Here is a 23,088-nt window from a genome sequence, read left to right on the forward strand (position 1 = left end):
TCAGCCCACCGCGTGGGCGCGGGAGAGGAGGTCGGCGCCGAGCGGGGTGATGGTGTGCAGGACGGCCCCGCCGCGGCGGCGGGTGGTGATCAGGTTGGCGTTGCGCAGGACGGTGGCGTGCTGACTGGCGGCGGCCGCCGAGACGTTGAGGCGGCGGGCGAGCTCGGTGGTGGAGCAGCTCTCGGTGACGATGTCGAGGGCGGCGGCGCGGGTGCGGCCGAGCAGGGCCGCGAGCGAGGCGTCGCCGGCCTCCCGGTCGGCGTCCCAGAGCGCGGCCGCGGCGAGCGGGTCGCGGAGCGTGGGGACGGTGAGGATCGGTGCGGCGCCCTCGTCGCTGACGTCGAAGAGCAGTTGCGGGCGCCCGGTCATGAAGACCATCGGGGCGACGACCAGGCCCCGGCCTTCGAGGCGGACGTCGACCTCGGGGCCGCGGCCGATCTCCAGCACGGGGGCGCTCCAGCGGGTGTGCGGCGGGCAGAGCGACTCCAGCAGCCGCTCGATGCCGCCGTCCATCACGGTGCGGGCGCAGTCGGCGCGGTAGGAGTCGAGGTGGCCGCGCATCCGGGACCAGTGCGGGAGCACCAGGGCGCGGTGGGTGGCGTCGAGGGAGTCGGCGAGCACCCGGCGGGCCGGGAGGTCGCCGCTCATCAGGGCGGCGAGCCAGCCGCGGTCCGCACCGGGCAGCCGGGCGATCTCCAGCTCGACGCGCATGGTGTGGTCGGCGACGCCGAGCAGGGTGTCCAGGCCGGCCTCGACGGACGGGTCCATGCCGGCCAGGGCGATCAGGTCGAGCGCCGAGTCGGGCGCGGGCACCAGGGAACGCAGCGGCCGGCTGCCCTCGGTGAGCCGGCCGGCGAGGCTCCGGCGCCAGGCCTGGAAGGGCAGGCTGTTGCGGCAGCGGGAGAGGATCTGGAGGCTCTGGAAGGTCTCGGCGAGCGGGCCCGCCGTCGGGGCGACCCTGACCCTGGCCAGGTCGGTGGCGGTGAAGTGGATCCGCAGCACTGCCCGTCCTCCCCCAAGGCCCGTCCGGTCACCGGCTCCCGGCGCGACCATTTTAGGCACGGCTTAAAGCCGTGGTGGTCCGGGACGGAGGCGTCCGACCATGGGGAACACGCACGGACGCCTCCCGCCCGTCACGGGGGTGCGGGCAGGAGGCGTCCGGGAGTTGACGAGGAATCAGGCCTTGGTGACCTGGATCTTGCCGTCCTGGACGGCGACCTTGTACTCGGGCAGCGAGGAGGGCGCCGGGCCGGCCGACACCGAGCCGTCGGCGACGGCGAACTTGCTGCCGTGGCACGGGCAGGAGATCTGACCGGAGGTCACCTGGTCGACCACGCAGCCCGCGTGGGTGCACTTGGCGCTGAACGCCTTGTACTGCCCGGCGGTGGGCTGGGTGACGACGATCTTCTGGTCGCGGTACACCTTGCCGCCGCCGACCGGCACCTCGCTCGCCGCGCCCAGGTCGACCGCGCTGCCCCCGCCGCCCCCGGAGGAGGAGGCGCCGCCGCCCGCGCCGGACGAGGAGGAGTCGGAGTCCGAGGAGCAGCCGGTGACCGCGACGGCGCTGCCGCCCGCGAGCACCGCGGCGGCGCAGCAGAGCAGGGTACGGCGGGAGGTGGCGGGGCTCTCGACGGCCTCGGTCATGGCGGTCTCCTCAGGGGCGGAAGCGAAGTCGACGGGGAAGTCTATGCGCTGAGGATGAGAGCGGAAGGGGGCGCAAGACTTGGCCTCGCGCCCCCTCGGGGCCGTCACCCGACACGGACCGCCGGGGTCAGCTCTTCTTCCGGGACCGGACCGGCGTCGCGTCGGAGACACCGGGCAGGATGTCGCGGAGGAACTTGCCGGTGTGGCTGGCCGTGGAGGCAGCCACCTCCTCCGGGGTGCCCTCGACGGTGACGGTGCCGCCGCCGCTGCCGCCCTCGGGGCCCATGTCGACGATCCAGTCGGCGGTCTTGATCACATCGAGGTTGTGCTCGATGACGATCACCGTGTTGCCCTTGTCGACCAGGCCCTCCAGGACCTTGATCAGCTTGCTGATGTCCTCGAAGTGCAGGCCGGTGGTGGGCTCGTCGAGCACGTACACCGTCCGCCCGGTGGAGCGCTTCTGCAGCTCGGAGGAGAGCTTGACGCGCTGCGCCTCGCCGCCGGAGAGCGTGGTGGCGGGCTGGCCGAGCCGGACGTACCCGAGACCGACCTCCTTGAGGGTGCGCAGGTGGCGGGCGATCGCGGGGACGGCCTCGAAGAAGTCGAGCGCCTCCTCGATCGGCATGTCCAGCACCTCGGCGATGGACTTGCCCTTGTAGTGCACCTCCAGCGTCTCCCGGTTGTACCGGGCGCCGTGGCAGACCTCGCACGGCACGTAGACGTCCGGCAGGAAGTTCATCTCGATCTTGATGGTGCCGTCGCCGGAGCAGTTCTCGCAGCGGCCGCCCTTGACGTTGAAGGAGAACCGGCCGGGCAGGTAACCCCGGACCTTGGCCTCCTGGGTCTCCGCGAAGAGCTTGCGGACGTGGTCGAAGACGCCGGTGTAGGTCGCCGGGTTGGAGCGCGGGGTGCGGCCGATCGGCGACTGGTCGACGTGCACCACCTTGTCGACCAGGTCGGTGCCGGTGATCCGGGTGTGCCGGCCGGGGACCGAGCGCGCGCCGTTCAGCTCGCGGGCGAGGTGGGTGTAGAGGATGTCGTTGACCAGCGTGGACTTGCCGGAGCCGGACACGCCCGTCACCGCGGTGAAGGTGCCGAGCGGGAAGGCGACCGTGACGTCCCTCAGGTTGTGCTCGCGGGCGCCGTGCACGGTGATCTGGCGCTTCTTGTCGCGCGGACGGCGGGCCGCCGGGATCGGGATGGACTTCTTGCCCGAGAGGTACTGGCCGGTCAGCGACTCGGAGTTCTTCAGCAGTTCCTTGAGCGAACCGGAGTGCACCACCTTGCCGCCGTGCTCGCCGGCGCCGGGGCCGATGTCGACGACCCAGTCGGCGGTCTTGATGGTGTCCTCGTCGTGCTCGACGACGATCAGGGTGTTGCCGATGTCGCGCAGCCGGACCAGGGTCTCGATCAGCCGGTGGTTGTCGCGCTGGTGCAGGCCGATGGACGGCTCGTCCAGCACGTAGAGCACGCCGACCAGGCCGGAGCCGATCTGGGTGGCGAGCCGGATGCGCTGGGCCTCGCCGCCGGAGAGGGTGCCGGCGGCGCGGTTGAGCGAGAGGTAGTCCAGGCCGACGTCGACCAGGAAGCGCAGCCGCTCGTTGACCTCCTTCAGCACCCGCTCGGCGATCTGCTTGTCGCGCGCGGCGAGCTTCATCGCGCCGAGGAAGTCGGCGCAGTCGCTGATCGACATCCCCGAGACGTCGGCGATCGACTTGTCCTGGATGGTGACGGCCAGCACCACCGGCTTGAGCCGGGTGCCCTGGCACGCGGGGCACGGCACCTCGCGCATGTACCCCTCGAAGCGCTCGCGGCTGGCGTCGCTCTCCGACTCCGAGTGGCGCCGGGTGACGAACGGGACGGCGCCCTCGAAGGCCGTGGTGTACGAGCGGTCGCGGCCGTAGCGGTTGCGGTACTTCACCTCGACCTGGGTCTTGTGCCCGTACAGCAGTGCCTTCCTGGCGCGCGCGGGCAGGCCGGCCCAGGGGATGTCGGTGCGGAATCCGAGCTCGCCGGCGAGGGCGTCGACCAGGCGGCTGAAGTACTCCTTGGTGTGGCCCTGGGACCACGGGTGGATGGCGCCCTCGTCGAGCGACTTCTCCTCGTCCGGGATGATCAGCTCCGGGTCGACCTCCATCCGGTTGCCCAGGCCCGAGCAGTCCGGGCAGGCGCCGAAGGGCGAGTTGAAGGAGAAGGAGCGCGGCTCCAGCTCCTCGAACGACACGTCGTCGTACGGGCAGTAGAGGTGCTCGGAGTACATCCGCTCGCGCTCGGGGTCGTCCTCCGGGAGGTCGACGAAGTCGAGCACGACCATGCCGCCGGAGAGCCTCAGCGCGGTCTCCACCGAGTCGGTGAGGCGGCGCTTGGCGCTGCTCTTCACGGCGAGGCGGTCGATCACCACCTCGATGGTGTGCTTCTCCTGCTTCTTGAGCGTCGGCGGCTCGGTCAGCTGGACGGTGGCGCCGTCGACCCGGGCCCGGGCGTACCCCTTGGACTGCAGGTCGGCGAAGAGGTCGACGAACTCGCCCTTGCGCTCGCGCACCACCGGGCTGAGCACCTGAAAGCGGGTGCCCTCGGCCAGCTCCAGCACCCGGTCGACGACGGCCTGCGGCGACTGCCGGGCGATCGGACGCGAGCAGTGCGGGCAGTGCGGCTTGCCGATCCGGGCGAACAGCAGGCGCAGGTAGTCGTACACCTCGGTGATGGTGCCGACGGTGGAGCGCGGGTTGCGGTTGGTGGACTTCTGGTCGATCGAGACGGCCGGGGAGAGGCCCTCGATGAAGTCGACGTCGGGCTTGTCCATCTGCCCCAGGAACTGGCGGGCGTAGGAGGACAGCGACTCGACGTAGCGGCGCTGCCCCTCGGCGAAGATCGTGTCGAAGGCCAGCGAGGACTTGCCGGACCCGGAGAGGCCCGTGAAGACGATGAGGGAGTCGCGGGGCAGGTCGAGCGAGACGTTCTTGAGGTTGTGCTCGCGAGCACCACGGACGACGAGGCGGTCGGCCACTGCTTCTGGCGCCTTTCTCCGGGCGAGATGAATGTGTACTTCTTCCAGGATGCGGCAGCCAGCCTATAGCTCAGGCGTTCGAATATCGAGCTTGTCCAGCCGAGTCCACCCGAATGAGTGAACAGGTCCGCCGGGCGCGATAGCGTCAACGACGCAGGACCCGTCCGGGCAACGCCCGGAGGCGTGATCACCCGGAGGCCACCGCATGACCGACGCCCGGACCGACGCCGCCAGAGCGGCCGAAGCGCTGCGCGCGACCGTCGAATCCACCGAGCTGCTGCTGCACACCGTCGCCGGGCTGAAGCCGGACGCGGTCGCCGGGGCCTCCGCCCTGCCGGGCTGGACCCGCGGCCACGTGCTGACCCACCTGGCCCGCAACGCCGACTCCCTGGTCAACCTCCTGGACAGCGCCCGCACCGGCCGCGACATTCCCCAGTACGCCAGCGCGGAGGCCCGGGACCGGGACATCGAGGCCGGCGCCGGCCGGCCGCTCGACGAGCACCTCGCCGACCTGCGCGACAGCCACCGGCGCTTCCTGGACGCCGCCGCCCTGCTGCCCGACGCGGCGTGGAGCGCCCTGGTCCGGCACCGCGCCGGGTACACCTTCCCGGTCCACGAGCTGCCCGGGAAGCGGCTGGCCGAGGTCGAGTACCACCACGTCGACCTGGACGCCGGGCACACCCCCGCGCACTGGCCGGAGGCCTTCGCCCGCCGCGAGTTCGCCCGGCTCGGCGCGCAGTTCGCCGGGGTCGACGGGCTGGACGCGGTGCTGCTGATCGCCGAGGACACCGGGCAGCGGGTCCAGCTCGGCACCGCCCCCGGCACCGGCGCGCCCGAACTGACCGCCGAGGGCCCGGTCCGGGCGCTCACCGCCTGGCTGTCCGGCCGGGCCGACGGCGACGGCCTCCAGGTGCACCGGGGCGGCGAGCAGCTGACCGACGCCCGCACCGCCCTGCCGAAGCTGCCCCCGATGGGCTGAGCGCGGGATGATGATCGAGACAGCCCTGAACGAGACACCCCCGAACGAGACGGCCCTGAACGGGACGGCCCGGAACGGGACCACCCCGAAGCGGCGGCAGCGAGGAGCGGCACGATGACGTACCACGGCTCGGTCAAGGTCGGCGGCCCGCCGGACGTGCGGGAGCTCGCCCACCTGATCATCACCAAGATCGCGGTCGGCCCGTACGAGAACAACGCCTACCTGCTGCGCTGCCGGGCCACCGACGAGCAGCTGCTGATCGACGCGGCCGCCGAGGCGCCGGTGCTGCTGGAGACCGTCGGCGACCGGCTGGCCACCGTGGTCACCACCCACCGGCACCACGACCACTGGAGCGCGCTGGCCGAGGTGGCCGCCGCCACCGGCGCCCGCACCGCCGCCGGCCGGATCGACGCCGAGGGCATCGACGTCCGCACCGACCTGCTGCTGGACGACGGCGACGTGCTGCGGGTCGGCCAGGTCGGGCTGACCGTGCGGCACCTGGTCGGGCACACCCCCGGCGCGATCGTGCTGGTCTACGACGACCCGCAGGGCCACCCGCACGTGTTCACCGGCGACTGCCTCTTCCCCGGCGGCGTCGGCAACACCTGGAAGGACCCGCAGGCCTTCGCCAGCCTGTTCCGGGACGTCAACGAGAAGATCTTCGACGTGCTCCCGGACGAGGCCTGGGTCTACCCCGGCCACGGCAACGACACCACGCTCGGCGCCGAGCGCCCGCACCTCGACGAGTGGCGCGAGCGCGGCTGGTGAGGACGCGGAAGGGGCCGCCCGGCGACTGCCGGGCGGCCCCTTCACGCTGTGCCTGCGGGTCAGGCGTCTATCGTCTCCGGCTCGGACTGCTCCGCCTCCCGCCGCTCCGCCCGGCGGGAGGAGATCAGGCTGGCCACCGTGGTGACGCCCAGCACCACCACGATGAAGCCCAGCGAGAGCGGGATGCCGATCTCCGGCACGTGCACGCCGCTCTCGTGCAGCGCGTGCAGCACCAGCTTCACGCCGATGAAGCCGAGGATCACCGACAGGCCGTACGACAGGTAGACCAGCTTCTTCAGCAGGCCGCCGATCAGGAAGTACAGCTGGCGCAGGCCCATCAGGGCGAAGGCGTTGGCGGTGAAGACGATGTACGGGTCCTGGGTCAGGCCGAAGATCGCGGGGATCGAGTCCAGGGCGAACAGGACGTCGGTGGTGCCGATCGCCAGCATGACGATCAGCATCGGCGTCATCAGCCGCTTGCCGCTCTCCACCACGAACAGCTTGGTGCCGTGGTACCGGTCGGTGGAGGGGAAGCGCCGCTCGATGGACTTGAGGAGTCGGTTCTCCTCGAACTCCTCGTCCTCCTCGCCGCCCATCGCCTCCTTGACCAGCTTCCACGCCGTCCAGATCAGGAAGGCGCCGAAGATGTAGAAGACCCAGGAGAAGTTGGCCACCAGGGTCGCGCCGCCGGCGATGAAGACCGCGCGCAGCACCAGCGCAATGATCACGCCGACCATCAGGACGCGCTGCTGGTAGATCCGCGGAACAGCGAACTTGCCCATGATCAGAATGAACACGAACAGGTTGTCGACACTGAGCGACTTCTCGGTGATGTAACCCGCGAAGAACTCACCGGCCGGCTGCGAACCGCCGTACCACCAGAGGAATCCGCCGAAGAGCACGGCGAGCGCGACCCACACGCCCGTCCAGATCCCGGCCTCCTTGATGGAGACCTCGTGCGGCTTGCGGCCGCCGATGAAGAAATCGGCCACGATCAGCGCTATCAGGACACCGATGGTGCCGATCCACAGGCCAAGGGAAACGTCCACGACTGCTTGCTCCTCCGGCAATAGGCGAGATGGACATCGTCACTGCCGGAGGTCTCTTCCACCGGTCGGCGCGCCGACCCGGCCGGTGCCCCGGGGCGCCCGTGGAACGGGCGCCCGTGATGACGGGAACACCGCGGGGGAATACTCCCCTCCGCTCCCGTCGAGGCTAACAGATCCACCAAGAGAAGGTAAAGAAGGTAAAGAGCAATGCCCTTTCGGGACTCCTCGGGGGTCAGCGGCCGCGGGCGATCTGGTCGAGCAGGGCGGGCAGCGCGGGGTCACCGGGCGCGGGCACGGCCGGGGTGAAGGTCCACAGGTGCTCCACCCACGGGTCCGCCAGGTAGTCCTGGGCGACCGGGGCGAGCCGGGTCATCGAGCGGAAGAACGAGTCCAGCAGCGGGCCGTACTCCCGGCCGTCCGCCCGGTCCGCCACCACCAGCAGGTGGACGCCGACCGACGGCCCCTCCTCCGCGAGGTAGCGCAGCTTGGCCAGCGTCCGGTCGTCGAACCCGTACGGGAAGTCGTGCACCAGCAGCAGCCGGTCCGCCGGGTCGATGTGCGGCGGCAGCGCCACCGGGGCACCGGCCCGGCGCGCCATCTGCACCAGGTCGACCCGCTCCACCAGGATCTCCAGCAGCGCCGTGACCAGGGACGCGTCGGTCGCGGGCGGCCCGGACAGCAGCCCGGCCCGGGCGAACGGCGCGACCGCGCCGGCCGCGTCGCCGCCGGGTGTGACCGCGTGCAGCAGCAGGCCGCCCGGTCGGTAGCAGGCCAGCATCCGGGCCGCGGCGGCGTTGGCCACCCCGGCGGCGAACGCCTTCCGGTCGGCGGAGCCCAGCGGCACGCTGCCCGGGCCGTCCGACTCCGCGCCGCTGCCGGTGTCCACCCACAGGCCTCGGGTCGAGGGGAAGCGGACCAGCATCGGCACCCGGAGGTCCGGGTTCTCGGGCAGGTGGAGGTCGCCCAGGCGCAGGGCGAACGGCGGCTCCTCGGGGGGCTGCCAGGCCGACCAGGCCGGGCTGTCCCAGCGGGCCATCGGGGCGGGCATCGCCGCCTCGACCACCCGCAGTTCCTCCAGCAGCTGGGCGGAGTCGCGGTCCCGCACCTCGCGGGCCCGGCCCTCCAGGTCGTCGCGGCGGGCCCGGGCCTGGGCCCGGCCGGACTCGGCCTCCGTGCCGAAGCGCGCCCGGGGGTCGGAGAGCAGCGCCTCGACCTCCTGGGACTCGCGCTGGTCGGCGAAGTCCACCGCCGAGCGGTAGGCCGCGGCGGAGCGGGCGGCGTCCTCGAAGACGCCCCAGACCTGGTTGTAGAGCCGCTCGTCCATGGTGAACCCGGCGGCGTCACCGGCGACTGGCGGCGGGGTGCCGGGCGGCACGGCGGCGGCCGGCGAGGGCATGCCGACGGTCGGCGGGCCGCTCGGCATCGGCGGCGGCGTCGGCCGGCCGGGGTGGCTGGTGTCGATCCCCGGCGGGTACGGGACGCCGTCGGCCGGGGTCGCGTCGGACGGCGACGGGGTCGTCAGCCGGCGGCGCGGGTGGACGGTGTCGATCCCGGACGGGAACGGCACCGTGTCGGTCGGGACGGCGTCGGTCGGGGCCGTGCCGGTCGGCACGGCGTCGGCCGGGAGGGCGTCCGTCGGGCGGCGGCGGGGGTGGACGGTGTCGATCCCCGCCGAGCCCGGGACGGTGTCCGTGACCGCGTCCGCCGGGGGCGTGGCCGCGCGCCCGGGGTGGGCGGTGTCGATGCCGGTCGGCGCGGTGCCCGCGGGACGGCCGGCGCCGGCCGCGGCCGGGGCGGGCGTCAGGTCCGGGGCGAGGGCGGCCGGTCCGTGGTGGTCGGCCAGCAGGGCGGCGGCGCCGCCCTGGTAGCCCTGGCCCACGGCGCGGACCTTCCAGCCCGGCCCGCGCGCGTACAGCTCGACGGCGACGACCGCCGTCTCGCCGCCGAGCCCGGCGAGGGTGAACGCGGCGACGGCGGGCCCGCCGTCCGCGGCGACCTCGGCGCGCGGCTCGCCCTGTGCCCCGAACCCGGTGGAGTCGGCGGGCAGGACCAGCGCCAGCAGCACCCGGCGGACCCCGTCCGGCAGCGCGTCGAGGTCGGCCTCGACGGTGCCGTCGGCGGTCAGCCGGACGCCGGGCAGTTCTCGGGCCCGCTCGTGCAGCAGGTACCCGGGGTCGCCGAGCAGGCGACCGTTGTCGTCGGTGAGCAGAACGGCGGCGGCCGCCGTCCCGGCCGCCGAGACCCGGACGGAGATCCGGGTACCCGGCAGCGGGTGGTTCTGCCCGCGCACCAGTTCGGCGGCGGCCATGCGGTGACGTTCCTCCCCTGTGGCGTTCTCTTCCCGGTGACCGGGGGTCAGAGGAACGGCTCGATGTCCGGCAGCATGTCCTGGAAGGTGCGGGCGCGGGCGGGGGTGCCGATCGCGGTCATCTTCCAGCCGCTCCCGTCGCGGGAGACCTTGGCCATGATCTGGCCGGTGTGCGCGCCGCCGCCGGTGAGCTCGTAGCGGGCCAGCTCCTGGCCGGTGAGCTCGTCGATCAGCCGGCAGTGCGCGTTCTCGACTTCCTGGAAGGTCTGGCCGGTGTACGAGCTGACGGTGAAGATGATCTGGGTGATGTGCACCGGCACCCGGGCCAGGTCGACCAGGATCGACTCGTCGTCGCCGCCCGAGCCGACGCCGCCGACCAGGTTGTCGCCGGTGTGCCGGACCGAGCCGTCGTTGCTGACCAGGTGCTGGAAGAAGACCACGTCGGTGGGGGTCTTCTCGGCGTAGAGCAGGGCGGAGGCGTCGAGGTCGATCTCGCGGGTGCGCCGGCCGAAGAGGCCGCGCCGGGCGGCGGCCTTCCAGCCGAGGCCCATCCGCACGACGCTCAGCGACTCGCCGGTGGACTTCTGCAGGTTGACGCTCTGGCCCTTCGCCAGGTTCACCGACACGGTGCTGTCCTCTCTTCCCGGAGCATGTCCGGTGCGTTCCGGAGGTATCTCAGGACGTCCCCGGGCGTCCCCCGGTTCCACCCGAACGGCGGCACGGCGGCCCCCCGCCCCATACCCTAGGGCCTACCCCCGGGGGTCACGCCATCCCCGCCTCCCGCATCTGCCGGAGCTCCTTCTTCAGCTCCTTCACCTCGTCGCGCAGGCGGGCGGCGACCTCGAACTGCAGCTCCGCCGCGGCGGCGTGCATACGGTCGGTCATGTCCTGGATGAGCTGGGCCAGTTCGGCGGCCGGCAGGCTCTTGGCGGGCTTCCGGTCGGCGCCCAGCGCGGGCACCGGGGCCTTGCCCTTGCCCTGGCCGCGGTACCCGGTGGAGAGCAGCTGCTCGGTGTCCACGTCCTCCCGGCTCAGGGTGTCCAGGATGTCGCCGATCTTCTTCCGGAGCGGCTGCGGGTCGATCCCGTGCTCCTCGTTGTACGCCTGCTGGACGGCCCGGCGCCGGTTGGTCTCGTCGATGGCCAGCGCCATCGACGGGGTGATCCGGTCGGCGTACATGTGCACCTGGCCCGAGACGTTGCGGGCGGCGCGGCCGATGGTCTGGATCAGCGAGGTGCCGGAGCGCAGGAAGCCCTCCTTGTCCGCGTCGAGGATCGCGACCAGCGAGACCTCGGGCAGGTCGAGGCCCTCGCGCAGCAGGTTGATGCCGACCAGCACGTCGTACTCGCCGGCGCGCAGCTCGCGCAGCAGCTCGACCCGGCGCAGCGTGTCGATGTCGCTGTGCAGGTACCGGACCCGGATGTCGAGGCCGATCAGGTAGTCGGTGAGGTCCTCCGACATCTTCTTGGTCAGCGTGGTGACCAGGACGCGCTCGTCCTTCTCGACCCGCTGCCGGATCTCGTGCACCAGGTCGTCGATCTGGCCCTCGGTCGGCTTGACGATCACCTCGGGGTCGATCAGGCCGGTCGGGCGGATGATCTGCTCCACCGGCTTCTCGCAGCGGGAGAGCTCGTACTTGCCCGGGGTCGCCGAGAGGTAGACGGTCTGGTCGATCCGCTCCAGGAACTCCTCCCACTTCAGCGGGCGGTTGTCCATCGCGGAGGGGAGGCGGAAGCCGTGCTCGACCAGGGTGCGCTTGCGGGACGCGTCGCCCTCGTACATCGCGCCGATCTGCGGGACGGTCACGTGCGACTCGTCGATGACCAGGAGGAAGTCCTCCGGGAAGTAGTCGAGCAGCGTGTTCGGCGGGGAGCCGGGCTCGCGGCCGTCGAAGTGCATCGAGTAGTTCTCCACGCCGGAGCAGGTGCCGATCTGGCGGAGCATCTCGATGTCGTACGTGGTGCGCATCCGCAGGCGCTGGGCCTCCAGGAGCTTGCCCTGCTTCTCCATCCGGGCGAGGGTCTCCTCCAGCTCCTTCTCGATGTCGTTGACCGCGCGCTCCATGCGCTCGGGGCCGGCGACGTAGTGCGAGGCGGGGAAGACGTAGACCGAGTCGTCCTGGCTGATCACCTCGCCGGTGAGCGGGTGCAGGGTGTAGAGCGCCTCGATCTCGTCGCCGAAGAACTCGATCCGGACGGCCAGCTCCTCGTACACCGGGAAGATCTCGACGGTGTCGCCGCGGACCCGGAAGGTGCCGCGGCTGAAGGCCAGGTCGTTGCGGGTGTACTGGATGTCGACGAAGCGGCGGAGCAGGGCGTCCCGGTCGATCTCCTCGCCGACCTTGAGCGGGACCATCCGGTCCACGTACTCCTGCGGGGTGCCGAGGCCGTAGATGCAGGAGACGGAGGCGACCACCACCACGTCGCGGCGGGTGAGCAGCGAGTTGGTGGCGGAGTGGCGCAGCCGCTCGACCTCCTCGTTGATCGAGGAGTCCTTCTCGATGTAGGTGTCCGTCTGCGGGACGTACGCCTCGGGCTGGTAGTAGTCGTAGTACGAGACGAAGTACTCGACCGCGTTGTTCGGCAGCAGCTCGCGGAACTCGTTGGCCAGCTGGGCGGCCAGCGTCTTGTTCGGCGCCATCACCAGGGTGGGGCGCTGGAGCTTCTCGATCATCCAGGCCGTGGTCGCCGACTTGCCGGTACCGGTGGCACCGAGCAGGACGACGTCCTTCTCGCCGGCACGGATGCGGCGGTCCAGCTCGGCGATGGCCGCCGGCTGGTCGCCGTTGGGCTGGTAGGGGCTGACGACCTCGAAGGGCGCCACGGACCGCTCAATGCTCGTGATGGGACGCACGGGTCCACCGTACGTCCCGCCACCGACAACGATCAGGGCTTCGCGCTGTCCCGGGCCAGGGCGACCAGGCGGGAGACGGCCCGCAGGTACTTCTTGCGGTAGCCGCCGCGCAGCATCTCCTCGGTGAAGACCTGGTCGAACGGGACGCCGGAGGCGGTGATCGGCAGCTCGCGGTCGTACATGCGGTCGGCGAGGACCACCAGGCGCAGCGCGGTGGACTGGTCGTCGACCTGGCGGACGCCGCGCAGGAAGACCGCCTGGACGTCGTCGAGCAGCGCGCCGTAGCGGCTCGGGTGGACCGACTTCAGGTGCTCCAGCAGGCCGTCGAAGTCGTCCAGCGAGGCGCCGGCGGTCCGGCCCGCGCGGGCGTCGACGTCGGCGTCGGTGTACGGCGGCGGGGCGGCGGGCAGGCCGCGGTGCCGGTAGTCCTGGCCGTCGATCCGGACCGGCCGGAAGTGCCCGGACAGGCCCTGGATCTCGCGGAGGAAGTCGGCGGCGGCGAACCGGCCCTCGCCGAGCTTCTCGGGCAGCGTGTTGGAGGTGGCGCAGAGCTTGACGCCGTTCTCGACCAGCCGGCCGAGCAGGGTGGAGACCAGGACGGTGTCGCCCGGGTCGTCGAGCTCGAACTCGTCGATGCACAGCAGGCGGTGCGAGGAGAGGGTGTCGACCGCGCCCTTGAAGGTGAGGGCGCCGACCAGGTTGGTCAGCTCGACGAAGGTGCCGAAGGCCTTGGGGCCGGGGGTGGCGTGCCAGAGCGAGGCGAGCAGGTGGGTCTTGCCGACGCCGTAGCCGCCGTCCAGGTAGATCCCGGCCGGGCCGGTCGGGGCGGGGGCGGAGCGGCGGAACCAGCCGCGCTTGGCGGTGCCGGCGGAGTTCCCGTTGAGGCCGGCCGCGAACTCCTCCAGGATCCGGACCGCGTCGGCCTGGCTCGGCTGGGTGTGGTCCGGGAGGTAGCTGCCGAAGCTGACGCCCGCGAAGCGGGGCGGCGGTACCATCTCGGCCACCAGCCGGTCCGCGGTCACCGAGGGGTGGCGCTGGGTCAGGGCTATCGCGGTCATGGCGTCGGAGGACGAGGCAGCAGGCACGCAGTAGAGGGTACGCCGCCGGGCGGGGCCCCCGGGCCGCCGTGAGACCAGGAGCACACCGCGCGCGCGTGGAAGACTCGGTTCCATGCAGCTCTTGATCAACCCCCTGGACGTGCCGGTGGACGACCCGTGGGCGCTGGAGTCGCTGGCGCGGCTGTACGCGTACCCGGAGCGGGTCCGGGAGGGCCGGCCCTGGCTGCGGGCCAACATGGTGTCCGGCCTGGACGGCGCGGCCAACCTGGCGGGCCTGTCCGAGGGCCTGTCCGGCGCGGCGGACAAGCGGATCTTCGGTGTGCTGCGGGCGCTGGCGGACGTGGTGCTGGTGGGCGCGGAGACGGTCCGGGCCGAGGGGTACCGGCCTGGCCGGGCGCGGGCCGAGTTCGCCGAGGCCCGCCGGGCGGCGGGGCAGCCCCCGGCACCTGTGATCGCGGTGGTCACCCGCAGCCTGGCGCTGGACCTGGACTCCGCGCTGTTCACCGAGCCGCTGGTGCGGACGGTGGTGATCACCACCGAGGACGCCCCGGCGGAGCGGCTGGCGGCGGTCGCCCGGACGGCGGACGTGATCACCGCGGGTGAGGGGTCGGTGGACCTGCCGCGGGCGGTCGCGGAGCTGGCCGGCCGCGGCTGGACCCGGCAGCTGACCGAGGGCGGCCCCCGGCTGCTCGGGCAGGTCGCGGCGGACGGGCTGCTGGACGAGCTGTGCCTGTCGCTGGCCCCGCTGGTCACCGGCGGTGATTCACCACGAATCATGAAAGGTCCGCAAATGCCGGACACGCACCGTATGCGGCTGGTCTCATTGATCGAGCAGAAAGGTTTCCTCTTCACCCGCTACCTGCGCCCGGCCCACCCGGCGCCCGTCTCCGAGTGACCCTGCCCCCGTGTGGCCCGTGTGGCGCGTGGGCAGCGTGAGGAAAGCTTCCTCCGGGCACTATGAGTATGGGAAGGGACACCGGACCCGGGGGCCTGCACCAGCGAAGGGACTCACGTGTTCAAGACCGTACTGATGATCGAAAAGGCGCTCTCCGACGCCGACGTGGAGCTGGTCACCACGCTCCACGGCGAGGAGAAGGTCTCCTTCGTCGTCCTGATGCAACCGCGCGGGAAGCAGGACGAGCTGCTGCGCGCCCTCGACGACGTGGCCCTCGGCCATCTGGACAAGGCGGTGCACGAGCACGACGACCAGGGCGATCCGGCCGCCGTCGCGACCGAATCACTGGAACACAGCCTGCGCCACCTGCGGCAGGCCGGCGCCGAGGCGACCGGCGAGGTCGTCCAGGACAGCCCGCTGGACCACCTCAAGGAGATCGTGGAGACCAGCCGGGCCGACGAGGTGCTGGTGCTCACCTCCCCGCACTTCGTCGAGGAGTTCTTCCACCGGGACTGGGCCTCCAAGGCCCGGCACAAGGTCGGCGTCCCGGTGCTGAAGCTGTTCGCCAGCGACTCGTAGCCCGGCCCGGCGGGGCCGGTAGGGCAGAATTCGTAGTGCCGTGCCACACGGATCCTGCCCTGCCCGCCCCCGCACCGACGGAGCCCCGCCTTGAACGACGCCGCGCACGACCTGCACGCCCCGCACTTCATCGGCATCGGTGGCGCCGGCATGTCCGGCCTGGCGAAGATCCTCGCGGTGCGCGGTGCCAAGGTGTCCGGCAGCGACGCCAAGGAGTCGGAGACCGTCCTCGCGCTGCGCGCCCTCGGCGCCGAGGTGCACGTCGGCCACGCCGCCGAGAACGTCCCGGCCGGCACCAGCAGCGTGGTCGTCTCCAGCGCGATCCGCGCCGACAACCCCGAGCTGACCGCCGCCCGCGAGCGCGGCATCCCGGTGGTCCACCGCTCCGACGCGCTCGCCGCCCTGATGGGCGGCCGCCGGGCGCTGGCCGTCGCCGGCACCCACGGCAAGACCACCACCACCTCGATGCTGGCCGTCTCGCTCGGCGAGCTCGGCCTGGAGCCCTCGTACGCGATCGGCGGCGACCTCGACGCTCCCGGCTCCAACGCCCACCACGGCACCGGCGAGATCTTCGTCGCCGAGGCCGACGAGAGCGACCGCAGCTTCCACAAGTACGCGCCCGAGGTGGCGATCGTGCTCAACGTGGAGCTCGACCACCACGCCAACTACGCGTCGATGGACGAGATCTACGAGTCCTTCGAGACCTTCGTCGGGCGGATCGTCCCCGGCGGCACCCTGGTCGTCTCCGCCGACCACGAGGGCGCCCGCGAGCTGACCCGGCGGGTGGCCGGCCGCGAGGAGCTGAACATCGTCACCGTCGGCGCCGCCGACGACGCCGACGTGCGGGTGCTCTCCGTGGTGCCGCGCGGCATGACCAGCGAGGTCACGGTCGCGATCGGCGGCTCGGAGCTCACTTTCACCGTCTCGGTGCCCGGCCGGCACTACGCCCACAACGCGGTCGCCGCGCTGGCCGCCGGCGTCGCGCTCGGCGTGCCCGCCGACGGCCTGGCCAAGGCGCTCGGCTCCTACACCGGCGTCCGGCGGCGGCTGCAGCTCAAGGGCGAGGCGGCCGGCGTCCAGGTGATCGACTCCTACGCCCACCACCCGACCGAGATGGCCGCCGACCTGGAGGCGATCCGCGAGGCGGTCGGCGACAGCGGCCGGGTCCTGGTGGTCTTCCAGCCCCACCTCTTCAGCCGCACCCAGCAGCTCGCCGAGGAGATGGGCAGCGCCCTCGCGATGGCCGACGCCTCCGTGGTGCTCGACATCTACCCGGCCCGCGAGGACCCGATCCCCGGCGTCACCAGCGAGCTGATCATCGACGCCGCCCGCCGGGCCGGCGCCGACGTCCGGGCCGAGCACTCCTTCGCCGCCGCCCCCGCGGTGCTCGCGGGAATGGCCAAGCCCGGCGATCTGCTGCTCACCATGGGCGCCGGCGACGTCACCAACCTGGGGCCGGCCATCCTGGACGAACTGAGCTGACGGGAGCGGTGTCGTGACCTACGAGATCGAGAAGACGGACGCCGAGTGGCGGTCCGAGCTGTCACCGGAGGAGTACCACGTCCTGCGCGAGGCGGGGACGGAGCGGCCCTTCGTCGGCGAGTACACCGACACCAAGACGGTCGGGGTGTACAGCTGCCGGGCCTGCGGGGCCGAGCTGTTCAGCAGCGAGACCAAGTTCGACAGCCACTGCGGGTGGCCGTCGTACTACGCCCCGCTGGCGGAGGACCGGGTGGAGTACATCCAGGACACCTCGCTGGGCATGCGGCGGGTCGAGGTGCGCTGCGCCACCTGCGGCAGCCACCTCGGGCACGTGTTCGAGGGCGAGGGGTACGGGACGCCCACCGACCAGCGGTACTGCATCAACTCGATCTCGCTGACCCTGAAGCCCGCTCCCTGAACCCCCGACTTCGCCTCATACTGATCATCTGACCGTATGAGGAGGACCGGGGTGGCGCGGCGTCAGGGTTCGGCGGGGTTGCTGGGCATGCTCGCGGAGGCGCAGCGGCAGCAGCACCGGCGCGAGGAGGAACAGCGCCGGGCGGCCGCCGAACAGCGCCGCCAGTACGAGCGGGCCCAGCGCGAGGCGCAGCGCGCCGCCGCGCGCGGCGAGAAGGAGGCGCTGCGGGCGTACCAGCAGGGGCGCGAGGCGGACCTCGCCGCGCGCACCGCCGAGCTGGACGCCCGCGTCGCCGAACTGCGCGGCGTCCTCGCCGCCGGGCTGTCCGGCCCCGCCTTCCGGCTCTCCGAGACCTCCGGACGGGTCGAGGTGCCGCCCTTCGACCCCGGCCCGCTCGGCACACCCGTCCCGATGCCGGACCAGAACTGGTACCTCGTCCCGCCGCTCACCGGCGCCCAGGCCTACGACCCCGCCGCCCGCCGCTGGTGGGACGAGCAGGCCGCACAGGCCCGGGCCCGCTTCGAGCACGACTGGTACGCCGCACAGGCCGCCGAGCAGGACCGGCAGCGGCAGCTCGCCGAGTACCGGGCCGGCTACGAGGCCTGGGCCGCCGAACGCCGACAGCTCGCGGCCGGACAGGCCGGGCAGGCCGCGCAACTCGCCGAACAGGTCCGGGCCGGCGCCGCCGAAGCCGTCGTCGAACTGTTCGAGGCCGCGCTGCGCTGGCGCGACGACTGGCCCGAGGGCTTCCCCGTCGAGTGCGAACTCGCCTGGGACGCCGGCGCCCGCCAACTGGTCGTCGAATGGGAACTGCCGCCGTACGAGGTGGTGCCGCCCGTCGCCCGCTACCGCTACGTGAAGACCGACGACAGCGAGGCCGAGGTGGCCCGCCCGGCCACCGAACGCAAGGCGCTGTACCGCGCGGTGCTCGCGCAGTGCGCGCTGCGGGTGCTGGACGTGCTGTTCCGGGCCGACGAGACCGGGCTGCTCGACTCCGTCGCCGTCAACGGCATACTCACCGCGGTCGACCCGGCGACCGGCCGGGAACAGCGGCGCTGCCTGGTGTCGGTCGCGGTGGAGCGGGCCGAGCTGCTCGCCGTCGCGCTGGACCGGGTCGAGCCGGTGGACTGCCTCGTCGACGGGCTCCGCGGGCGGCTCTCCACCCGCCCCGAGAAGGCCGAGCCGGTCAAGGTCGAACGCTCCACCGCCTCCGTCGGCTCCGCCGCCGCTGCCCCCGTGGCCGCGCCCGCCGGGTCCCCCGGCACCGCGGACGACTCCGACGAGCCGGACCTGTTCACCATGGACCCGATCGCCTTCGAGGAACTGATCGCCGAACTCTTCCGGCGACGCGGCCTGGTCACCCGAACCACCGCGCGCAGCGGCGACGAGGGCGTCGACGTCCTCGCCGAGGACCCCGACCCGATCACCGGCGGGCGGATCGTCATCCAGGCCAAGCGCTACCGCAAGACCGTGCCGCCGACCGCCGTCCGCGACCTGGACGCGACCATGTCCCGGCAGGGCGCCAACCGCGGCATCCTGGTCACCACCTCGGGCTTCGGACCCGGCTCCCGGCGCTGGGTCGACGGCAAGCCGCTCACCCTCGTCGACGGGCCGATGCTGGTCGGCCTGCTGCAGGAACACGGCCTGCGCGGCCGGCTGGGCTCCCCCGTCCCGCCCGCGGAGCGCCGGGCCGAACCGGCCGTCCTCTCCCCCGGCGAGAACGCGCCGCTGCCCGCCGAGGAGGTCGCCGTCGCCTTCCGCACCACCGGCGCGGAGGCCGACCTCACCCTGCTCCTGCTCACCGCCGACGGCGTGGTCCGCGACGACGGCGACTTCGTCTTCTACCACCAGCCGACCGCGGCGGACGGTGCGGTGCGACTGCGTCCGCTGGACGGCACCGCGACCGTCCGCCTCGGGGACCTCCCGGACGCCGTCCGGCGGGTCGCCGTCTCCGTCAACATGGACACCGACACCGGGCTGACCTGCGCCGACCTCGGCGACGCCGAGCTGGAGATCCAGTCCGGCCCCGCCGCCTGGCGCTTCCGGCCCCCGGCCGACCCCGCGATCTCCGCCATGCTCGTCGCCGAGCTCTACCGGCACAACGGCACCTGGAAGCTCCGCGCCGTCGGCCAGGGCTGGTCCGACGGCCTCGCCGGCCTCGCCCGCACCCACGGCGTAGACGTCGCCTGAGCCCCGCACCGGCCCCGCCGAACACCGACCCACGGCCGCGGCGCCGGCGAAGGCGTGGAACCCGCCCACAGGGCAACCGCCGAAGGCGGCTCGGCCGGCTTCCCGCCGGGGGCGGAGCAGACCGCCGGAGGCACCTCGGCGACGCAGGTGGCGGACGGCTGGCCGGCTTCCCGCCGGGGCACGGGGAACCCGACCACCGGAGACGTGGGGAAGCTGCCCGCAGGGCCGCCGCCGGAGGCGCGGGGAACCCCGCCCGCAGGGTTACGACCAGGCGGGGCACGGCCGGTGGCTGCGGCTCGGCGGGGTTCCCCGCCGGAGGCGGGGGCGTGCGGCTCGGCGGGGGCTACAACGCGCGGGAGTGGCGGCGTTCGCCGGCGCAGATGTGGTAGCCGAGCCAGGCGTTGATGGCGAGCATCGGGGCGTTGGTGGCGTCGTTGGCGGTGTAGGCCGCGGTGAGGCCGGCCGCGCGGGCGCGGTGGAGGGAGTCGGTCTTGGCGATCTTGGCGAGGCCTCGGCCGCGGTGCGACTCGCGGGTGGCGGTGAAGGCGGACCAGTAGCGGCCGCCGTCGGTCTGGGCGGCGCTGAACGCGACCGGTTCGCCGTCGGCGAGAACCACGGTGGTGAGCTCGTGGGAGAGGTCGGGGCGCCGCCAGATGGTGGCGAGCCACTCCTCGTAGGGCTGGTCCCCGGTCTCCAGGTCGCCAGGCTCGGCGCGGGTGCCGTCGATGTCGACCAGGTAGATCGGGTACGGGTCGTCGAGGTAGTCCGCGGCGGTGCGCAGTTCGGTGCCGGCGGGGAGTGCGGGGACGGGCGGCAGCCCGGTGGTGAGGTCGCGCGCGGAGAAGTGGCCCTGCCGGCCGGCCGTGTAGCCGCGGGCTGCGGCGAAGGCGAGGGCGCCGGGTTCGTCGTCGGCCCAGCAGCTGATCCGGGTGGCGCCGGCACCGGCGAGGAGTTCCTCGCCGGCGGCGACCAGGCGGCCGCCGACGCCGCGGCGGCGGTGCGCGGGGAGCACGGAGACGTTGAGGACGGCCTCGCCGGGGGTGGCGGCTTCGGGCACGAGGGCGTGCCGGGCGGTGCCGACGATCTCGCCGTCGGCCTCGGCGACCAGGATGCCGTAGTCGGGCGTGTGGAGGACCTGCCAGGCGACGACCTCGGGGGTGATCACGAGGTAGGGGCGGCCGGCGCTGTACGCTGCGGCGGCTCCCGCGGCATCGGCGGGGTGGAATTCACGAATCGTCAGAGACATAGGCATGTCACGTTAACCAGCAGCGCACTGAATCGCCTCTGAATTTGGGTTCTCTGCACGGAAAGCTCAAGTTCAGCTCTGAGTTTCGCCGTGACGGCTTGGCACCGGGGCGCCGGGGCGAGACTCTCGGCAACGGGGGGCAGGAGCGCACGGCGGGGCCCACTGGAGAGGGGGAGTTTCCGATGGACGTACCGCCGGCGTTCCGACTCGGTGTCGGTCTCGGATGGCGAGCCGAGATCGACACCGTGGTCGAGCGGCTGAACGGTGTGGACTGGGTCGAGGTGGTGGCGGAGAACGTCTGCGCCGGCCACCTGCCGGAGTCGCTGGGGCTGTTGCGGGAGCGGGGCGTCACGGTCGTCCCGCACGGGGTCTCGCTCGGTCTCGGCGGCGCGGAGGTGCCGGACGCGGGGCGGCTGGCGCGGCTCGCGGAGACCGCGCTGGCGCTGGGGGCGCCGCTGGTCACCGAGCACCTGGCGTTCGTCCGGGCGGGCGGGCTGGAGGCGGGTCACCTGCTGCCGGTGCCGCGGACCCGGGAGTCGCTGGCGGTGGTGGCGGCGAACGTGCGGATCGCGCAGCGCGAGCTGCCGGTGCCGCTGGCGCTGGAGAACATCGCCGCCCACCTGGCCTGGCCGGGCGACGAGCTGACCGAGGCCCAGTTCCTCGCCGAGCTGGTCGAGCGGACCGGGGTGAAGCTGCTGATCGACGTCGCCAACCTGCACACCAACCGGGTCAACCTGGGGGTGGACGTCGCCGCCGAGCTGGACCGGCTGCCGCTGGAGGCGATCGCGTACGTGCACGTGGCGGGCGGGGTGGAGCGGGACGGGGTGTGGCACGACACGCACGCCCACCCGGTGACCGAGCCGGTACTGGAGGTGCTCGCCGAGCTATGCCGGCGGACCACCCCGGCCGGGGTGCTGCTGGAGCGGGACGACCGCTTCCCGCCGCCGGCCGAGCTGGCCGGCGAACTGGCCGCCGTCCGGCGGGTCTACGAAGGGCAGGGGGTGCCCCAGCATGTCTGATCACAGCGTGTCCCAGCACGACGGACGCTTCGAGTACCTGGTGCGCGAGCGGGAGGACGCCGAGCTGCTGCTGGCCCGGGCCTCGCTGGCCCGCCGGCAGACCGAGCTGCTGGCGGCACTGACCGCCGGCGGCCCGGTGCCGGCCGGCTTCGACGCCGAGCAGGTGCGCGTCCAGACGGAGGGCCTGGCCGCCAAGCGCCGGGACACCGTCGCGCACCTCGCGCCGGAGCTCGCCGCGATCCTGGGCGCGGACTACGGCCCGCTGTTCCTGCGGTACGCGGCGGGCCGCCCGCAGACCGGCGGTTACCGGGCCGACGCCCGGGCCTTCGCCGAGTGGGCGCTGGGCACCGACCCGGCCGCCGACCGGCGCCGGGCGCTGCGGCACTGGCTGCGGCCCGGCGGCAGCCGCTGGAACCGGCTGCTGGCCGGCCGCCGTCACTGACCTCGCCGCGCCCGTACCCGGCAGGACTCCGGACCCGCCGGTACCCGCCGGTACCCGCCTGAACGCACCTTCGAACACTGTGCACCACTGAACGACACGGGGGACTGACGATGTGGCACGTTGAGTTCGCCATCGCCTGCGCGGTGGCGCTGATCGCCCTGGTCGCCGTCGGCGTCACCAGGGCCCGGGCGCTGCGGGCGCCCGCCCCGCAGGGGCTGGTCGGCATCGGGCTGCCGCTCCTGGAGACCGCGTTCCTGGCCGGTGGCCCGGGCCGGGTGGTCGAGGTCGCGCTGGTCCGGATGGAGCGCGAGGGCCGGGTGGTCATCTCGCGCGGCCGCCGGGTCACCGTCACCGATCCGGTGCCCCGGGACGCGATCGAGGCCGTGGTGATCACCGCGGCCGGCCGGAGCAGCCGCGACCTGAACACGCTGCGCCGCGCCGTGATGCGCGACCCCGAGGTGCAGCGGATCGGCGACCGGCTCGCCGACCGCGGCCTGATGCGCCGCCCGGACCGGCTGCGGGCGGCCGCCTGGGCCCGCCGGCTGATGTGGCTGGCGCTGCTGCTGACGGTCGTGCTCGGGCTGGTGACCATGATCGGCTGGATGGTCCAGCCGATCACCGAGCGGGACGCCACCACTCCCCCGCTGTTCGTCTTCGGCGCGCTGGTGGTGTTCCTGGCGGTCATGCTGCGGGTCACCCGGCTGCCCCGCTCGCGGGTCACCCCGGCGGGCGCCCGCCAGCTCGGCATGGTCCGCGACGGCGGCTCGTGGCGGCCGCGCGACGCCGGCCCCGAGGACGCCCTGCTGCTGGGCGCGCTCGCCCTCGGCGGGGTGGCCGTCCTGGAGGACGCCGAGCTGCGGGACGCCCTGCTGCCCCGGCCGCTGATCGGCGGCACGAACACGGGCGGCGGCTCCGGCTCGTCCTCCGACTCCGGGTACTGGTGCGCCTCCTCGGCGACCGGCTCGTGCGGGTCGACCACCAGCTGCGGGTCCTCGTCGAGCTGCGGTTCGTCGTCGAGCTCGTGCGGCTCCTCGTCCAGCTCGTGCGGCTCCTCGTCGAGCAGCTCGTGCGGGTCGTCCAGCTCCTGCGGGTCGAGCTGCGGCGGCGGCGGATGCGGCAGCTCGTGACCGCGCCCGGCGGTCACAGTTCGG

General features: G+C 73.1%; 17 protein-coding genes and 1 pseudogene. 9 read left to right on the forward strand and 9 right to left on the reverse strand.

Annotation, left to right across the window (positions count from 1 at the left end; genetic code table 11):
* The 3 genes from ACGFX4_RS23100 to uvrA form a co-directional block, all read right to left on the reverse strand.
* Entirely contained in the window at nucleotides 1-1,002 is a 1,002-nt protein-coding gene (locus ACGFX4_RS23100; RefSeq protein WP_393077502.1) for an ArsR/SmtB family transcription factor, read from the reverse strand.
* A 174-nt stretch (nucleotides 1,003-1,176) separates the two neighbouring features.
* Nucleotides 1,177-1,644 (reverse strand): Rieske (2Fe-2S) protein, encoded by a 468-nt coding sequence (locus ACGFX4_RS23105; protein ID WP_393077505.1) that lies wholly within the window; start codon nucleotides 1,642-1,644, stop codon nucleotides 1,177-1,179.
* Nucleotides 1,645-1,771: 127 nt separating this feature from the next.
* Nucleotides 1,772-4,651: an excinuclease ABC subunit UvrA gene (gene uvrA, locus ACGFX4_RS23110; RefSeq protein ID WP_393077507.1), complete on the reverse strand. Its 2,880-nt coding sequence runs from the start codon at nucleotides 4,649-4,651 to the stop codon at nucleotides 1,772-1,774.
* Nucleotides 4,652-4,856: 205 nt separating this feature from the next.
* On the opposite strand from uvrA, the gene ACGFX4_RS23115 reads away from it, so the two are divergent.
* Entirely contained in the window at nucleotides 4,857-5,630 is a 774-nt protein-coding gene (locus ACGFX4_RS23115; protein WP_393077509.1) for a maleylpyruvate isomerase family mycothiol-dependent enzyme, read from the forward strand.
* Between the two features lie 114 nt (nucleotides 5,631-5,744).
* The gene (locus tag ACGFX4_RS23120) at nucleotides 5,745-6,398 is read left to right on the forward strand and encodes an MBL fold metallo-hydrolase (protein ID WP_345699395.1); all 654 of its coding nucleotides are present in this window, start codon (nucleotides 5,745-5,747) and stop codon (nucleotides 6,396-6,398) included.
* Nucleotides 6,399-6,457: 59 nt separating this feature from the next.
* Here the strand turns inward: ACGFX4_RS23120 and ACGFX4_RS23125 are convergent, their stop codons facing one another.
* From ACGFX4_RS23125 to zapE, 5 genes are all read right to left on the reverse strand, one after another.
* Complete coding sequence (locus tag ACGFX4_RS23125; RefSeq protein ID WP_393077512.1) at nucleotides 6,458-7,447, reverse strand: TerC family protein; 990 nt, start codon at nucleotides 7,445-7,447, stop codon at nucleotides 6,458-6,460.
* Between the two features lie 232 nt (nucleotides 7,448-7,679).
* The gene (locus ACGFX4_RS23130) at nucleotides 7,680-9,755 is read right to left on the reverse strand and encodes a TerD family protein (RefSeq protein WP_393077514.1); all 2,076 of its coding nucleotides are present in this window, start codon (nucleotides 9,753-9,755) and stop codon (nucleotides 7,680-7,682) included.
* 47 nt (nucleotides 9,756-9,802) lie between these two features.
* Nucleotides 9,803-10,381, reverse strand: coding sequence for a TerD family protein (locus ACGFX4_RS23135; protein WP_345699392.1), 579 nt, complete (start codon nucleotides 10,379-10,381; stop codon nucleotides 9,803-9,805).
* A 136-nt stretch (nucleotides 10,382-10,517) separates the two neighbouring features.
* Entirely contained in the window at nucleotides 10,518-12,608 is a 2,091-nt protein-coding gene (uvrB, locus tag ACGFX4_RS23140; protein WP_393077517.1) for an excinuclease ABC subunit UvrB, read from the reverse strand.
* A gap of 32 nt (nucleotides 12,609-12,640) precedes the next feature.
* Nucleotides 12,641-13,666, reverse strand: a complete 1,026-nt coding sequence (zapE, locus tag ACGFX4_RS23145; RefSeq protein ID WP_393077737.1) for a cell division protein ZapE — start codon at nucleotides 13,664-13,666, stop codon at nucleotides 12,641-12,643.
* A 112-nt stretch (nucleotides 13,667-13,778) separates the two neighbouring features.
* Between zapE and ACGFX4_RS23150 the strand changes: the two genes are divergently transcribed.
* The 5 genes from ACGFX4_RS23150 to ACGFX4_RS23170 all read left to right on the forward strand — a co-directional run bounded on the left by ACGFX4_RS23150 (nucleotide 13,779) and on the right by ACGFX4_RS23170 (nucleotide 19,230).
* On the forward strand, nucleotides 13,779-14,561 hold the full coding sequence (locus ACGFX4_RS23150) for a pyrimidine reductase family protein (protein ID WP_393077519.1): 783 nt from the start codon (nucleotides 13,779-13,781) through the stop codon (nucleotides 14,559-14,561).
* A 117-nt stretch (nucleotides 14,562-14,678) separates the two neighbouring features.
* Nucleotides 14,679-15,140, forward strand: a complete 462-nt coding sequence (locus ACGFX4_RS23155; RefSeq protein ID WP_393077522.1) for an indole-3-glycerol phosphate synthase — start codon at nucleotides 14,679-14,681, stop codon at nucleotides 15,138-15,140.
* 90 nt (nucleotides 15,141-15,230) lie between these two features.
* The gene (gene murC, locus ACGFX4_RS23160; protein WP_393077524.1) at nucleotides 15,231-16,622 is read left to right on the forward strand and encodes a UDP-N-acetylmuramate--L-alanine ligase; all 1,392 of its coding nucleotides are present in this window, start codon (nucleotides 15,231-15,233) and stop codon (nucleotides 16,620-16,622) included.
* 13 nt (nucleotides 16,623-16,635) lie between these two features.
* Nucleotides 16,636-17,040, forward strand: coding sequence for a peptide-methionine (R)-S-oxide reductase MsrB (gene msrB / locus ACGFX4_RS23165; protein ID WP_345699387.1), 405 nt, complete (start codon nucleotides 16,636-16,638; stop codon nucleotides 17,038-17,040).
* Between the two features lie 51 nt (nucleotides 17,041-17,091).
* Nucleotides 17,092-19,230 carry a restriction endonuclease gene (locus ACGFX4_RS23170; RefSeq protein ID WP_393077527.1) on the forward strand — a complete coding sequence of 713 codons (2,139 nt, stop codon included), beginning with the start codon at nucleotides 17,092-17,094 and terminating at the stop codon, nucleotides 19,228-19,230.
* A 343-nt stretch (nucleotides 19,231-19,573) separates the two neighbouring features.
* Here ACGFX4_RS23170 and ACGFX4_RS23175 read toward each other — a convergent pair whose 3' ends face one another.
* Entirely contained in the window at nucleotides 19,574-20,482 is a 909-nt protein-coding gene (locus tag ACGFX4_RS23175) for a GNAT family N-acetyltransferase (RefSeq protein WP_393077529.1), read from the reverse strand.
* A 176-nt stretch (nucleotides 20,483-20,658) separates the two neighbouring features.
* On the opposite strand from ACGFX4_RS23175, the pseudogene ACGFX4_RS23180 reads away from it, so the two are divergent.
* Both ACGFX4_RS23180 and ACGFX4_RS23185 read left to right on the forward strand, forming a co-directional pair.
* Nucleotides 20,659-21,937, forward strand: a pseudogene (locus tag ACGFX4_RS23180) (DUF692 domain-containing protein).
* A gap of 110 nt (nucleotides 21,938-22,047) precedes the next feature.
* The gene (locus ACGFX4_RS23185; RefSeq protein ID WP_393077530.1) at nucleotides 22,048-23,064 is read left to right on the forward strand and encodes a TIGR04222 domain-containing membrane protein; all 1,017 of its coding nucleotides are present in this window, start codon (nucleotides 22,048-22,050) and stop codon (nucleotides 23,062-23,064) included.
* The last annotated feature ends 24 nt before the right edge of the window (nucleotides 23,065-23,088 follow it).

This window comes from Kitasatospora sp. NPDC048365, assembly GCF_043200835.1.
In the GTDB taxonomy this organism is placed as follows: Bacteria; Actinomycetota; Actinomycetes; order Streptomycetales; family Streptomycetaceae; genus Kitasatospora; species Kitasatospora terrestris.

Excerpts from the sequence above, each read along its gene's own strand:
- ACGFX4_RS23120 (WP_345699395.1), top strand. The coding sequence starts at position 5,745 with ATGACGTACCACGGCTCGGTCAAGGTCGGCGGCCCGCCGGACGTGCGG.
- ACGFX4_RS23175 (WP_393077529.1), bottom strand. The coding sequence starts at position 20,482 with ATGCCTATGTCTCTGACGATTCGTGAATTCCACCCCGCCGATGCCGCG.
- zapE (WP_393077737.1), bottom strand. The coding sequence starts at position 13,666 with ATGACCGCGATAGCCCTGACCCAGCGCCACCCCTCGGTGACCGCGGAC.
- ACGFX4_RS23185 (WP_393077530.1), top strand. The coding sequence starts at position 22,048 with ATGTGGCACGTTGAGTTCGCCATCGCCTGCGCGGTGGCGCTGATCGCC.
- ACGFX4_RS23105 (WP_393077505.1), bottom strand. The coding sequence starts at position 1,644 with ATGACCGAGGCCGTCGAGAGCCCCGCCACCTCCCGCCGTACCCTGCTC.
- ACGFX4_RS23130 (WP_393077514.1), bottom strand. The coding sequence starts at position 9,755 with ATGGCCGCCGCCGAACTGGTGCGCGGGCAGAACCACCCGCTGCCGGGT.
- ACGFX4_RS23115 (WP_393077509.1), top strand. The coding sequence starts at position 4,857 with ATGACCGACGCCCGGACCGACGCCGCCAGAGCGGCCGAAGCGCTGCGC.
- ACGFX4_RS23150 (WP_393077519.1), top strand. The coding sequence starts at position 13,779 with ATGCAGCTCTTGATCAACCCCCTGGACGTGCCGGTGGACGACCCGTGG.